Source organism: Nocardiopsis baichengensis YIM 90130, assembly GCF_000341205.1.
GTDB classification, from domain to species: Bacteria; Actinomycetota; Actinomycetes; order Streptosporangiales; family Streptosporangiaceae; genus Nocardiopsis_A; species Nocardiopsis_A halophila.
In genome coordinates, this window is the sequence record NZ_ANAS01000020.1 from 207,215 (window position 1) to 221,888 (window position 14,674).

The window sequence follows — 14,674 nt, forward strand, 5'->3', positions numbered from 1 at the left end:
GAGCCGCCCATGAGCTTCGACGGCTTCGAGATCAAGAAGTCGGGCGCCCACACCGCCGGACTCGACCTGCGCCAGCAGACCGAGGTCATCGCCAACGCCATCGAGGAGCTGGACCGGCGGGTGAGACTGGTCAAGGACGGCTGGGTCGGTGAGGCCTCCGACCAATACGACATCCGCATCGCCAACTGGCGCAAGAACGTCGACGACATGCGCAACCTGCTGAACCAGGCGCAGGTGTCCCTGGACGACATCGTCGACCGGTACAACCGGGGCGACCTCCAGGAGGCCGGGAACTGGAGCCAGCGGCGCTGACCCCCGCGGGTGCGGCGCCGCGGGCATCGGCGGCCCCGCACCCGCCGCCACCCCGGAACGGACCGGACGACCAGGGAGCAGGAGGCTGAGCGCGCGTGCCGGAAGACAACGACGACGGCGACACCATCAAGGTCACCCTCGACTACCTGCGGGGGCTGCGCACCGACGACATCGACACGATGCGGGAGCGGTTCTCCGAAAAGAAGACCGAGTTCGACCAGTACTACGCCGGCGAGGACGCCAAGACGCCCCGCTTCGGCAACCCGGACCTGCTGCGGTCGGCCGGGGTCCTGTCCGGGGAGGTCAAGCAGGCGCTGACCAAGGTCGGGGAGATGCTCGACAAGTACGAGCAGGACCTGCTGGCCATCTCCAAGGGGATCGCCGACAGCGAGCTGGTCTTCGACGACCTCGAGGACGACGCCGAGCTCACCGCCGAGCAGCTGAACCGGATCTTCGGCTCGTCCGGGTCCTCCGGCTCCGGCTCTGTCGGGGACGGCGCGGACGGCTCCGACGGAGGAGGGTCCGACGGCGGCTCCGGTGGAGACGAGCCTTCCTCCTCCACCGACGAGGACGACGAGAACGAGGACGAGGACGACGGGGAGAAGGACTGACCCGGGCCCGCCCCGCCCGTATCCGGCCGCGGCGCAGCCCGGCCGCCGCCCTGAACCGCCCGTACCGCAGGAGACAGAGTGGACAACGAGAAGGATCTCAACCCCACCGGGGGGCAGGGGGCCTCTCTGCCCAACGAGGGCGCCGCGTCCAGCGATGAGCTGGACCACATCCTCAACGTCTTCGCCGACCCGGAGGGCAAAGGGTCCGTCCCGCCGATGGACAGCCCCCGGGTGATCTACGAGGCGGGGTGGATCGACCGCTACTTCTGGAACGAGGGCAACCCCCACTCCGCCGACGAGTGGTACGGGTTCTTCGGGGACGACCAGCTGTGGGGGGACTACAGCCAGGGGATCAACGACACCTACTCCGGGATCTTCCTGAACCCGGAGATCCTCGACGGCGCCGACACCCTGTGGGGCACCTTCGAGAACAAGCTCAGGACCGTGGTCACCAAAGCCCTCGGGGACCCCAATTTCGGCAGCGAGTCCTACTACCACGCGGGACTGAGCCGGATGGCGACCCGCCTGGAGGAGTACCAGACCTTCTTCCAGGACGAGTACGACAAGCTCTGGACGCTGTACGAGAAGGTGAAGCCGGGCAACGAGTCCTTCGAGGGGGCGACCGCCGCGGCCCTGGCCCGGCACCTCAAGTCCAAGGCGCTGGAGCTCAAGGGGGTCGCCGACTACCTGGCCCCGGTGAAGGAGGCGGTGAACAGCGCCGCCGCGGCCGCCGACCCCACCTTCGCCGACCCCGTGGTCAAGGCCTACAACGAATGGGCGTCCGACCCCGGGCGCAGTCCGCGCCAGGTCGTCCGCACCTGGTGGGAGGAGAACCGGGACACGGTCACCAAGCAGGACGGGTTCGTCTACATCGGCGGCAAGCCCACCGACAGCCTGGAGACCTGGCGCGGCATCGAGCAGGAGATGAAGGACCTGTGGTGGTCCAAGATCGAGAACCTGCGGAACGCGGCGTCCGAGAACATCCCGGGGCTGTCGAAGAGCTATGCGAACGCCGCGGGCGACATCCTGCCGTACACGCCCATCACGACGGAGCGGCCCGGGGGCGGCGGGAGCGGCTCCGGCGACGGGAACGGCGGGTCCGGCGACGGGCCCGGGGGCGATTTCGACTTCGACGAGCTCTGGGACGAGTACTTCGGAGACGGTGACTCCGACGGCGGTTCGGGCGACGGGGACGGCGGTTCCGGGGAGGGCTCGGGGGAAGGGTCGGGCGACGACTCCAAAGGGGGCTCCGGCGACGGGCCCGGGGGCGATTTCGACGTCGAGGAGTACCTGGACGAGCACTTCGGAAGCTCCGGCGACGGCTCCGGCTCGGGTGCGGGCCCCGGCGGTTCGGGCGACGGGCCCGGCGGCTCCGGTGAGGGCTCCGGGTCCGGCTCCGGAGAAGGGGTCGGCTCCGGATCAGGCCAGGTCGGCGGCGGGCCGGGCGGTGAGTCCGAATACCCTCCCCCGGACTCCTCAGGCGGTTCCGGCTCCTTCCCTGAGCGGGAGGACCGGGTCTCGCTCACCGGTTCGTCCTCCGGCGACGGGGCGGACGGCTCCTCGGGGGACGGTGCGCCCGGCGGCTCGGGAGTCGTGCCTCCCCTGGGCACCGGGACGGGCGGGCTCGGCGGGCTCGGCGGGTCCGGAGGGGGCGGACGCGACCGCGGACGCGGGTCCGGTGAGCAGCCCGGAGGGGGAGTGGATCACCTGTCGTCGGAGAACCCGTGGGGTGACCGGAGCGGCGACTCCGGTACCGGGTCGCTGGGCGGCGGGTCTCTGACGTCTTCCACGGACGGCGCCGACGCCGGCGGCGGCACGGTCGACCTGCCGCCGCCCCCCGAGCGGACGGGGGTCCAGACCGGCGGCGAAGGACCGGCGGACCCGGACTCGGCCGGTGCGCAGAACGGAGGGGGGTCCACCGGGGGATCCGTCGAACTGGGGTCGTCGGCCGATGGTGGTGGTCTGCCGGGTGGTTCGGAGGAGATGCCCGGTTCTGGCGGGTCGGGTGGCTCTGGTGGCTCGTGGGACCTCGGGTCGTCGGCCGATGGTGGCGGTTTGCCGGGTGGTTCGGAGGAGATGCCCGGTTCTGGCGGGTCGGGTGGCTCTGGTGGCGCGTGGGACCTTGGGTCGTCGGCCGATGGTGGTGGTCTGCCGGGTGGTTCGGAGGAGATATCCGGCTCCGGTGACTCCGGGGCCTCGGGCGGTTCGTGGGACCTGGGCTCCTCCTCCGACGGTGGACCGCTCTCCGGTGGGTCCGTGGACCCGCCCGGGTGGGGCTCCTCCGACGGCGCCTCCGGCCCCGGGAGCTCATCAGGTGAGCGTCCTCTGTCCGGTTCGGCCGACCTGACGGGAGGCGGCGGGGGAGAGCGCTCCGCCGGCGGCTCGGTCGACATGCCGGGGTCCGGCCTGCAGGGCTCCGGTCCGGCGGGCGTCGGGGCCGACGGCCTGGGCGGCACCGCCTCGTCCGGGCCGGGGGCGTCCGCCCTCGGCGGTGCGGGCGCACCCCAGGATCCCGCTTCGGGATACGGCGGCGGCGCGGCGGGAACGGGCGGCTCCGGGACGGTCGGCGCAGGTGGTTCCGGCGCAGGAGCAGCCGCCGGGGGCGGCGGATCCGGGAGCCCCATGATGCCGCCCATGATGCCCCCGATGGGCGGAGGAGCCGGCGCCGGCGGGCCCCAGCAGGAGCGCACCCGCAGCACCTGGCTCACCGAGGACGAGAACGTGTGGGGCACCGCCGACCGCGGCGGCCCCGCGGTGCTGGGCCGACCGGGCGTCGGTCCGGGGAAGGGAGCGACCGGCCTTGGACATGTCCCTGCCGGAGCGGATGGCGCGCGACCTCGAACGGCTTCGGCAGACCCAGCGGAGTCTGTCGGAGGCAAGCGCAAGCCTGGAATCGGCCAGCGCGGAGGCCGTGTCCAGGGACCGGATGGTCAGCGCGAGGGTGAACGCGAGAGGTGAGATCGCCGAGCTGCGGTTCCACACCTCCAAGTACCGCACCATGGCGCCCGCCGAGCTGTCCTCGGCCGTGCTGGAGGTGATCGGCCGGGCCCGGGAGGAGATGGAGCGCCAGGTGGCCGAGGCCTACGCGGACCTGGCGCCCGGCAGCTCCGAGGCGCGTGCGGAGGTGGTGAACGGCGGCGACCCCGCTCGGCTCCTGGCGGAGCTCGGCCTGCGCTCCCGTTCGCCTGAGGAGTCGTGAACGCGGTGCGGCGAGTGGGCCGGAGACCGGGACGGATGCGCGGGCCGGGGGCACGGCCCGGAGGAGACGGGTAAGGAGGAACGGCGATGGCCGACCGGATCGCGGTCGACCCGGACGCGGTGGCCAAGCACGGCGGGGACCTGTACGCCCTCGGGGACGAGGTGCGCGAGATCCACCGCTGGTTGGCCGCCCGGACCGAGACGCTGGGCAGGCCGTGGGGCGAGGGCGACAAGATCGCCACCTCCTTCGAGGCCAAGTACCTGCCGGCCCGGCGCGGCCTGGACGCGTTCTTCCGCGCCCTGGCGCAGGCCTTCGACAAGACCGCCGAGGGCACCATCGAGACCGCGCGCCAGTTCGCGCTCAGTGAGCAGCACGGCATCGACCGGGCGAACGGGCTGCTCGGCGCCGACGGCACCGGCCCGGGGGCGTCCGGCTCCGGGAGGCGGTAGCGGCCCATGGGCATGCAGCCCCCCGACGAGCTGCGCACCCTGTTCATGGTGCTCACCGGCTCGGAGTGGCCCGACGCCGACGAGGACCTGCTATGGGAGCTGGCCTCGGTCTACGGCACCACGGCGGACCGGCTCGACGTCGACCTGCCGCAGTTCGTGCTGCGCCTGAAGAACAAGGTCCGGGAGGAGTTCGACGCCACCGCGGCCGACTTCTTCGACGAGTCGGTGAACCAGTTCGTCGGCGGGGAGCGCAACTACCTGGGCGAGGGCGCGGCCGCCGCCCGGGGCCTGCGGGACTACGTGGACAACGCGGCCACGCAGGTGCAGTACGCCAAGTGGATGATCATCGGCCAGCTGATCCAGCTGGCCGCGGAGATCGCCTGGGCGATCGCGATGGCCCCGTTCTCCTTCGGTGCCTCACTGGCCAAGATCCCGCTCTTCCAGGCGATCACCCGCACGATCATCGGCAGGGTGCTGTTCCGGCTGATCACCGAGCTGGCGCAGCAGATGGCGATCAGCCAGATGTTCGCGCTGGCGCTGGACGCGATCATCCAGCGCATCCAGATCGACCAGGGCAACCGCGACACCTGGGACGACGAGCTGACCGAGGACGCCGCCAAGGGGGCGATGCTCGACGGGCTCTTCGGCACCGCGGCGGCGTTCGGGGGCAGCGCGCTGGCCAAGAAGTTCGACGAGCTCCTCGGCAACGCGGCGGGGCCGGCGATCATCAAGCACCTGGACGAGCTGTTCGACGGGCCCGGTGGTCCGGGCGGCCGGGGCGGCCCGAGTGGCCCCGGTGGTTCGGGTGGCCCGGGTGGTTCGGAGTCGGGCGGCAAGGGCGTCGGTGACGCAGACGGCGACGGCGCCGCCGATGGTTCTGGAGCTGCAGGCGGTGCCGGCGGCGCGGGGCGGGGCACCGGGGAGAGCGGTTCGCCGGGCAAGGGCATGGCCGACGACATCGGTGACCTGTTCGGCGACGAGGCCGCCCACCTTTTGGCGCCCTACGGCAAGAACCCCGGGCCCGGCTGGTCGCAACCGGGCGACTTGGACCGCTTCAAAGACCGGATGGGGCAGGCCTTCGCCGACGGTATGGGCGACACGCTCGGCCGGGAACAGGCCGAGCGGCTCGGACGGGACTACGGCGACGCGTTCGCGCGCAACTGGGGGTCGGAGAACCTGGGCAAGGCGCTGGACGACGTCCTGGCGGACGCCGGGCCGGGCCTGACGCCCCACGCGCGGGAGATCCTGGCCCGGGGACTACCCGATGCCGTCGAGGACGGTCTGGCCGACGTGGGGTCCGCGTGGAGGACCGCGCTGTCGCAGTACGCGTCGCAGGCCATCGCCAACGCGGGGCAGGGCATGCTCGCCGAAGGCTTCTACAACCTGCTGTTCGGCGAGGACAACACGTTCTCGGTGACGTGGCTGTCGGCGGTCTCCGGTGCGGTCTCGGGCGCAGTCGAGCAGGGGCTGACCGAGGCAGGCATCGCGATGCTCGACAAGATCGGGGGACCCGGCCCGGACTTGCCCGGCCCTCCTACGGAAGTCGAGACCTCGGGAGGAGAGGACAAGCCCCCGGCTCCGTCGGACTCGGACGGAGCGTCCACCGGCTCCTCCGGGGATGGAGAGGCCAGGAAAGGCGACCCGGAGAAGGGCGCCTCGGAGACGGACGGCCTGGGCCAGGAGGGGCCGGGCGAGGACGGTCCAGAGCAGGAGGCGACCGGAGGCGGCGCTTCCGGGGACGAAGGCCGGGATGGACCGACGGGCGACCGCGACAGGAGCGGTGCGCCCGGCGGTGGCCCGTCGGCGGACGATACGGACACGTCCGCCTCCGACGGCGGTGACCGGCCGGTTCCGGAACAGCGCGGGACCGGCGGCTCGCACGAGTCGGGGGGACCTGAACAGACCCGGACCCCGCCCGGCGGCGCAGAGCAGGGCGGGGCGGATTCCGGAAGCGCCGTTCCGCCGCCCCGGGAGGTGTCGACGTCCTCGGAGACCCCCGAGCCCTCGGACGGATCCGGGACGCCCCCGCGGCCCGGCGGTGGCCGGCCCGATGACGTCGCGCCGGCATCGGGGGAGCCGCCCCTCTCGGGGCGGCCGTCGGGGCAGTCGGAGGACTCGTCTGCGCCCGACACGACGGAGGTGCCCGACGAAAGAGGTACCGGTGCTTCCGCGTCGGCGGGGACCGGCGGATTCGGGGGATCCGGCACATCCGCCGGTCCGGGCGAGGAGAACGGAGCCGCCGGGGGCGGTGGGCTGCCGGGAGGTGATTCGCGCTCCGGCGAGGGGGACGGCCGTGGCGGCGACGGCACGGTCGCCGACGCCGGAAGCACGGGGGAGGAGTCTCCCGGAACAGAGACAGAGGACGAGGTCTCCGACGACTCTCGGCGCGGGGAGAGCGGAGGTCCCACCGACGCCCCGCAGGCGCCTGAGCACGACGGTTCCGCGGACACGGCGCGGGCGTCGGACGGTGACGCCGTGTCCGGCCCCTCCGCGACCGGTGACTCCTCGGTCGACGGGCGGAACGACGCCCAGGCGCCCCCGGACACGGGCGAGAAGCCGCCGTCTTCCTCCCCGGACGCGGACGGTGTGCCCTCTGGTCCCTCTGGTCCCTCCGGTACCGAGAGCGCCGACCGCTCCGCGGTCGGCGGCGGTCGGGAGAGCGGTGAAGACTCCGGGCAGCGGGAGCCCGTCCAGGAACATGGGGGAGGGGTGTTCCCGCCTGCCGGCGCGGAGCCTCAGGCCATCGGCTCCCAGGATCCGCTGACCGCTCAGGGGCGGGAACAGGGGGCGGCAACCGAGGGCGGCACCGATGGTCCCCCGCAGCCGGTTCCGGCCCCGGTCCCCATGGGGGCCGGCGGAGGATCGGCCGTCCAGGGGCCGCAGCGGAACACGCCGGACGGCCAGGGCGCTGCGCCCTCGGCGCGGAGGCCGAGCCCCGAGGCGACGCCTCCGGCCGGGCAGCCCGCAGCGGCGGACCGGCGGACCGGAACGGACCGACGGAGCGACGACGGCTCGGAGGCCCGGCGTCCCGCTCCTGAGCCCCCGGCTCCTCCCCGGACCGAGAGCGGGCCCGGGGAGCCCGAGGGGCCGGACCTGCCGCCGAGTGATCCTTCGGGAGACCCGCGCGACCGCACGGATGAACCTCTCACCGAGGTCCCGCCGCCGGGACCGCCGGTTCCGACCCAGTCCCTCGATGACGGGGCGGACGGCGAGTGGATCGAGATGGACACCTTCGACGGGCGGTCCGGCGATGGCTCGGGGGAACGGTCCGCGGACCCCTCCGGCACGGACCCCTCCGGCACGGACCCCTCCGGCGGCCCGCCGTCGCACGAGGACCGGGACTTCGACACCGACCAGAATCGGGATCGAGAGGAAGAGCGCAGGGAAGACGAGCGTCGGGACGAGAACGACCGGGACCGGGAGGCCCCAGAGGACCGGCGGCCCGTCGGCGACGACATGGCCCGGATGCTCGACGCCCTGGTGGGCGGGGGAACCGGCGGCGGTCGGTACGACGGCTCCCGCACCACGGTCGGCGACCCCGTCCCGGCCGTGGTGGACCGCGTCCGGCAATGGCTGGGCGACGACTGGCGGTTCACCGCCGTCGGTCTCGACCTGCTGCGCAACCGTCTCACCGACCATGACCTGACCGGCGGAGGCCGGAGGCCGGTGACCGTCGAGGTCCCCGTGGTGTCCGCCGACGGTGTCACCCGCGCCACGGCGGTCGTGGACGTGTCCCGCGCCTGGCGCTCCCTCGACGACCCGCCCCTGCGTCCCACGACCACCTACGAGAGCCGTGCCAAGACGAGCGGGAACGCCGTGCAGCAGTCCCGCAAGCAGTTCGGCATCACCGGCCCGTTCACGGTGATCGGCGAGGTCGCGAGCAGACTCGCCCTGCTCAACCTGCGGCTGAAGGCGGCCGTGGCGCAGCGGCAGCGCGGGACGCAGTACCAGACGGCCGCGGAGAGCAAGGTCAAGCGCGGCGTCGACGCCAAGGACGACGGCGAGGGGTACGCGGCCGACCTCCGCATCGACCTCGGCCTGCGCGACGGCCGGGAGGCGGACGGCGACCTCCTGCGCGAGGACACCGCGACCGTCCCCGGCGTCCACGAGGTCACCCTGCCCGGGCGCAGGTCGCAGGCGCCCGAGCCCTGGATGCCGGACACCATCGGTGCGCCCCGCGGGCCGGTGCTGGCGCGGGCGCCGAGGTTCGGCCGCACGCTCGCCGTGCTCGACACCGGCGGAGTCGCCGACCGGATGACCGGCGGCGGGCGGGACCGGCCGTCCCTGGAGGAAGGGGAGCGTGCGCGCCTCAAGGCGCAGCTCGGCGGCAAGGAGCTCAAGGAGGCGATGGGACGGCTCGACCAGGGCGAGTCGCTCGCGCTGCCCTTCCGCCGCAAGGACACGGACAGCCTCACCGGGCCGGAGTGGATGGAGAGCACCGAGCTGCGGGGCGGTCCGGTCCACTATGAGCGGGTGGGGCCGGTCCTGGGCGACACCTCCTTCAGCGACACCGACAAGACCTCGGCGTCGGCGACGACCACCGCGAACCGCACCGGCAGGCTCGACCTCGAGGTCGAGGGCGGGCTGATGGCGACCGCGGACCCCACGCCGGGAGCCACCGTCCGCGCCGGCGCCGGAGGGAAGGTCGGCCACCAGCGGACCGATAAGCAGGGCCGGGGGACCGACCACGGTGCGGAGCGGGCCCGGGGCGCCTCGGCCGAGGACCATTCGGCGCTGTACCGGGTGACACGGCAGTACACCGTGACCACCACCGAGGGCGGGCGGGAGACGGTCACCATGGTCTCCCTGGACCTGCTCTCCGCCGAGGACGCGGCGGCACTGACCGGCCCTGAATGGACGCCCCCCGCAGGGACGGACGGCGGCACGACCGGGACCGGTGGTCCTGACCGGGACGGCGGTGGCTCCGGGGGCCGGGACGGCCGAGGGGAACGCGAGGACACCGGTCCGTCCCCCGGCGGGCTCGGCGTGGGCAGGGCCCGGATCGACGGGTTCGGCGAGGCCCACCCCGTTGGGTTGCGCTGGGGCAACGGCGACCTGCGCCGCGGGGCCGACGGAGCGACCCCCGCCCAGGAGGTCGCGCGGGGCATCCACGCGATGGTGCACCGGGTGCGGCCGGACCTGGTGCTGCCGCCGGACGGCGACGGGAACCGGCCCAACGCCTGGAACCGGCTGTGGCACAAGCGCGACACCCGGATGCAGAACACGCTGCGGCTCTACCGGCAGGTCGAGCGCGCGGCGCTGGACGCGGACGCGCTGGCGGGCGAGGGCGTCGGGATCGACCTGCGGCCGTCGGGGGGCAGGAACCTCTTCCGCGTCGGCCCGGGGCCGACGCGGCAGGCGCTGCACGCCTTCGGACTGATGGCCGAGCGGAGCTCGCAGGACGGGGCCGACCACTTCAGCCTGCGTGTGCGCGCCGACTTCACCGACGGCGTGCACCGCGGCACGCGCGCTGAGGGGACGCTCTCCTCGACACTGGCCGGGCACGCCTCGCTCTCCGACGGCACCGAACACGGGCGCAAGATCACCGGTGAGGCGAGCGCCAAAGCCCAGTACCGGCACGGGGAGACCCCGGCAGGCCTGCCCTGGTTCATCGCCGAGGGCGGGGCGGGCAACGCGGCCGAGGCGGGGTGGACCGGATCGGTCCTGGACACCGGCAAGGGCGCGATCCACGGGGGCGCCTCCTACTCGGGCCCCGTCGACAGCTGGTCGTACACCGCGGGGTTCCAGGTCGAGATGGCCGGCGGCGATCCGCAGCCCGTGCGGATGGGCGGCGACGGCCCCGTGCTCCTGGTGGAGACCCCGGTCGGCCGCCCGCTCCCGGGCGAGGCGACGGACAGCGGCGCGGGCGACCGCACGGCCCCCGACCCCTCGCACGCGGACCGGCGTGCGCGGACGATGGAGGAGGGCCTGCGCGGGCTGATGGACCTCCCGGGACAGGAGAGGGAGGCGCGGGACGAGCGCGCCGAGGCCGACCGGATCGCGGACGAGGTCGACGGCCTTGAGACGCGGGCCGACCGGGTCAGAACGGACCGCGAGGAGGCGCGTCGGGAGTTCGACGCGGCGCAGGAGGCGGTGGACGCCGCCCAGCACCGGGTCGCCGAGGCCCAGGAACGGGCCGAGCGCGCCGAAGAGGCCGTCGGGAGGGCGAAGCATGACGTCGAGGCGGCGGCGGAAGACGTGCGGCGGGCGCGGCGGACGGCGAATGCACCCGGCCGCGGGGCCGACGCGGATGGCGGCGGTCCGGTGGCGCGTCCGGAGAGAGAAGCCGAGCAGGCTGGACAGGAGAGCGAGCAGCCCGGGGGAGATCTCCGGGGCCGGGGCGGGCAGGACGTCGGGGCGGCGGAAGAGGGCCGTCAGCCGCAGCGGACGCCGGATGCGTCGGAGCGGGTGTCCGATGCGGACGGCGGCGGACCTGTCGCGCGCGCGGAGGAGAGGCTGCGCGGTGCCGAGAAGCGGCTCGGTCGGGCGGAGGCCGAGGCCGAGCAGGCGGGGAAGGACGGTGAGGAGGCCGGGAGGGACCTCCGCGAGGCGACGGAAGGGCGCGACGAGGCCGAGCGCGACCGGGACCGGGCCGAGCAGGACGTCCGCGACGCCGAGCAGCGGGTACGGGACCGCGCGGAGGAGCGCGACCGGGCCCGCGGCCGTGCCGACCGGGCCGAGGAGCGGCTCGGGCGGACCCGCAGGGCCGTCCGCGACGCCGGGTTCGAGGGCGTGAGCGAGGCGGATGCGCGGCAGCGCACTGCGCGGGCCCGGTCCGAGGCGGACGACGCCGCGTTCCGTGGCCGCCGCGACGAGGACGTCCGGCAGGGCGCCGCGAAGGGGGACGTCCTCACCGACCTGCCGCACGCCTCGCGTTCGGCCCGGAGCGACGGCGACGGGCTCCTCGACACCGCCCGCAGGACGCTGTCGCGCGCGACCGGCTACGCCAGGGCGCTGTGGTCCGGGTCCGCGGTCGACGGACAGATCACCGTGCTCACCTCGCCCAGGTCGCTCGCGGCCGAGTCCGACGCGTTGCGCAACGGCGGCGTGCCGATCCGCCAGCAGTACGAGGACGCCGTCACCCGGCGCTCCGACGTGGACGCGCGGCTCACGGCGGAGGATCGGGGGATGGCGGCCTCGGAGGCGTTCCGCGACGGCGGCCTCGACCTGACGGTCAAGGCGGAGAACGAGCGCACGGTCGGGTCAGGGCGGTCCTTCTCCAACAGGCTGGGCCTCACCCTCGGCTTCCGGGGCTCGCCCGACCGGGACGCCGCCCACTACAACCGCCTCGGCGGGGTGCTCGGGGCGATGTGGAGCTGGACCCGGTCCGACTCCCGGGCCCAGACCGAGACCTTCACCGAGGAAGACCAGTTCTCGCTGCCCGGCAGCACCGTCGGGGTCGTCAGGGACGTCGCCTACACCTTCGCGGCCCGGGCACGGGTGCGTCCCAACCTCATCGCGAGCCTGCCGCTGCCGTGGTCGAGGGACTTGGCCCAGGAGGACCGGAACCGGCAGGACGGGCGGAACGACCGCGGTGACCGCGACGGCGGCGGTGACCGCGGTGACCGCGGTGACCGCGGCGGTGGGCGCGGCCCTGGAAGCCGGGACGGCCGTGGTTCTCAGGACGGCCAGGATGCCCGGGATGGCGGGGACGACCGGGAGAGCCGGGACGGGCACGACGACCGGCGCGGGCAGGAGGACGACGGGACCGTCGCCGGCAAGGAGGAGACCCGCTACCGAGTGGTCGACCTGGCCGCGAAGGGCCTTCTGCGCGGGACCGAAGGGCTGGGCGCCCGGCTCCGCGCCGCACGGGCCCTGCCCGAGGCGCTCACCTCCCGGACACCGGGGCCGGGCGCCTCGCGCGGCCTCACCCTGGGCGGTCTGGACGTCGACCGCGCCGTCGCCGGAATCAAGGACAGGGTGGAGGACGCGGGATACGTCCTCACCGACCAGAGCGAGCACGACGTCCGCATCGCGCTCTCGCCCAACTCTTCCCGCGGACAGCGGCGGGCCCTGTTCAGCGAGGGGGTGCCGGTGCGGGTCCGCCTGCGCCACAAGGGGGCGATGGGGAACCAGCGGTTCTCCGACGGCGGCTGGCTGCGCATCCGGCTGGAACGGGGGCCGGGCTCCTCGCAGGGAGAGGTCGAAGCGCAGATGTCCTCCTCGCGGACCGACACCGACAGCGACGAGACGAGCCGTGCGCAGGCCGGGGGGAACAGGGCCGGGGTGACGGCCAAGCTCGACGGAGCCGTGCTGCCGGTCGGGGCGAAGGAGGGGGAGGACCCCTCGCTGCCGCCGACCCGGATGCACCTGCTCAACGCCCAGGGCCCGGTGCAGGTGGGGGAGGCGGGCGTCGACCGGACCCACGGGAGCGCCGACTCCGCCACCGACAACCGGGCCCGCACGGTGAAGGAGCCGGGGGTCTCCGCGGACGCCCCGGTCCGCCTGCGGTTCACCCTCACCCACGAGGGGACGGTGAACAACGCCAAGGCACCGATCACCGACGGCGGCGGGATCGCCGCCGGGCGGGTGAAGGAGATCGTCCCGGTCAGCGCGATGGCCCCGGGCGGCGGGCCGGCCTCCGGGCCGGGCACCGTGCGCGAGTACGGCCGCAGGGACGCCCACCAGGCGCGGGTGGAGCAGGTCGGCGCCGCCTGGCGGGGCGGCGACGACCGCGCCGCCGACCGGCAGCCGCAGGTGCCGATGCCGGAGTCCATCGGCCCGGGCATCGCCGACGCCCTCGTGGTCTCCACCGCCCTGGCGAAGGGGTGGACCCCCGGGCCCGGCCGGCCGGACCCGGGCGCCGCGGAGGCCTACCTCGCCGGGGAGGGCGGGCTCGGCGTGCGCGCGGGGGTGCTGCGCGCCGCCGCGGGGGAGCAGGTGCTCCGGTCGGTCTTCGCCCGGTCGCAGGGCGGACCGCCCCCGGCCGGGGGCGGCGGGCGCGAGGGGAGCGACGGGCGAGGCGGTGACGGCGCCCCGCTCCTCGGCGGCGGGGACGGCCCCTTCGCCGTCCCCGGGACGGACGCGCGCCTGTACACGTCGCTGCGGCCCGGGGAGGGCCGCATCATCGACGTCGACGAGGACGCCTCCACCGACCACTACACGCAGAAGACGCACCGCGAGGAGCGGTCCGGGACGCACGACGGGGGACAGAGCCAGCCGGTCTCCGGCGACCTCTACTTCGTGGGCGGCCTCGACGGCGGCGACCGGGGCGGGTTCGCCCCGAGCGCGGTCTACGGGTCCCAGAGCGCGGCGGGCAACGCCGCGCCGCCCGTCGGCGCCGGCACGAGCAAGGACGACGCCACCGTCCTGCACACCGACCACGGCGCGCCGGAGGACAAGGGCCGCCGGTTCCTGGTGCGGATGCCGATGGACGCGCTGGTGGTCGCCCACGATTCCGCAGGCCGGGGCGGCCCCTTCGGCCGGACCCGCACCCACCCCCGCGGCGTCACCGCCTCGACCGAGGTCGAGGTGTGGCTCACCCGCGAGCAGGCGGAGCGGTACGGGCTGCTCGGCGACGGGTCGGCGGGGCGCTGGGACACCGTCGCCGAGGCCAAGAGCGAGGCGGCGGAGAAGGAGAAGGCGCTCTTCGACGCGCTCGACCGCCACCTCGGCCTGGACCGCGACCCCCGGAGCGGGCAGGACCGCGCCCAGGGCGCTCACACGCGCGAGGCCATGGACCTGCTCGGGCTCGACCCGGCCCTGGACCCCGCCGGCTGGGACGGCCGGGTGCGCGACGCCGTCGCCGCGATCCGGCGGCACCTGGGCACCGGTCCCGCCCCCGACCGGGGGTGGGACCGCGGGGACGACACCGTGCAGGCCGACCACGAGCAGGCCGAGGGCGCCCTGAACCTGCTGCGGGAGCGGGAGGCGGCCGGCGCCCCCGTCTTCTCCCCCGAGGTCCTGGCTGCCCTACGCGACCTGGTCGAGCGCCGCGGCGAACTGCACACGGCCCTGACCGCCCAGCGCGAGGCGCTGGACGGTCTGGCCCGGGCCCTGGCCGCGGCCTGGGGCGGCCCTCCGGCGCACGCGCCGTCCCTGCAGGCGGCCTTCGAGCAGGCTCTGAACCCGGCAGGAGGGGGGCAGCGCGTGCACTGACCGGC

The 14,674-nt window shown here is 74.8% G+C and carries 6 protein-coding genes; all 6 read left to right on the top strand.

Features of this window, described 5'->3' with window-relative positions:
• Positions 1-9 precede the first annotated feature (9 nt).
• Positions 10-312 carry a WXG100 family type VII secretion target gene (locus C892_RS0117630; protein WP_017558262.1) on the top strand — a complete coding sequence of 101 codons (303 nt, stop codon included), beginning with the start codon at positions 10-12 and terminating at the stop codon, positions 310-312.
• 95 nt (positions 313-407) lie between these two features.
• Positions 408-923 (top strand): hypothetical protein, encoded by a 516-nt coding sequence (locus C892_RS0117635; protein ID WP_017558263.1) that lies wholly within the window; start codon positions 408-410, stop codon positions 921-923.
• A gap of 78 nt (positions 924-1,001) precedes the next feature.
• Positions 1,002-3,881: a hypothetical protein gene (locus C892_RS32630; RefSeq protein ID WP_026124453.1), complete on the top strand. Its 2,880-nt coding sequence runs from the start codon at positions 1,002-1,004 to the stop codon at positions 3,879-3,881.
• Positions 3,811-4,122 carry a YbaB/EbfC family nucleoid-associated protein gene (locus C892_RS0117645; RefSeq protein ID WP_275041831.1) on the top strand — a complete coding sequence of 104 codons (312 nt, stop codon included), beginning with the start codon at positions 3,811-3,813 and terminating at the stop codon, positions 4,120-4,122. Before C892_RS32630 ends, C892_RS0117645 begins: the two co-directional genes overlap by 71 nt.
• Before the next feature lie 86 nt (positions 4,123-4,208).
• A complete protein-coding gene (locus tag C892_RS0117650) occupies positions 4,209-4,571 on the top strand; it encodes a hypothetical protein (RefSeq protein ID WP_017558264.1) in 363 nt (120 codons plus the stop codon).
• Positions 4,572-4,577: 6 nt separating this feature from the next.
• Positions 4,578-14,669 (top strand): WXG100-like domain-containing protein, encoded by a 10,092-nt coding sequence (locus tag C892_RS0117655; protein WP_026124454.1) that lies wholly within the window; start codon positions 4,578-4,580, stop codon positions 14,667-14,669.
• Positions 14,670-14,674 lie beyond the last annotated feature (5 nt).

Bases quoted from the DNA above. Each gene is read 5' to 3' on its own strand.
- C892_RS0117630 (WP_017558262.1), top strand. From the start codon at position 10: ATGAGCTTCGACGGCTTCGAGATCAAGAAGTCGGGCGCCCACACCGCC.
- C892_RS0117650 (WP_017558264.1), top strand. From the start codon at position 4,209: ATGGCCGACCGGATCGCGGTCGACCCGGACGCGGTGGCCAAGCACGGC.
- C892_RS0117655 (WP_026124454.1), top strand. From the start codon at position 4,578: ATGGGCATGCAGCCCCCCGACGAGCTGCGCACCCTGTTCATGGTGCTC.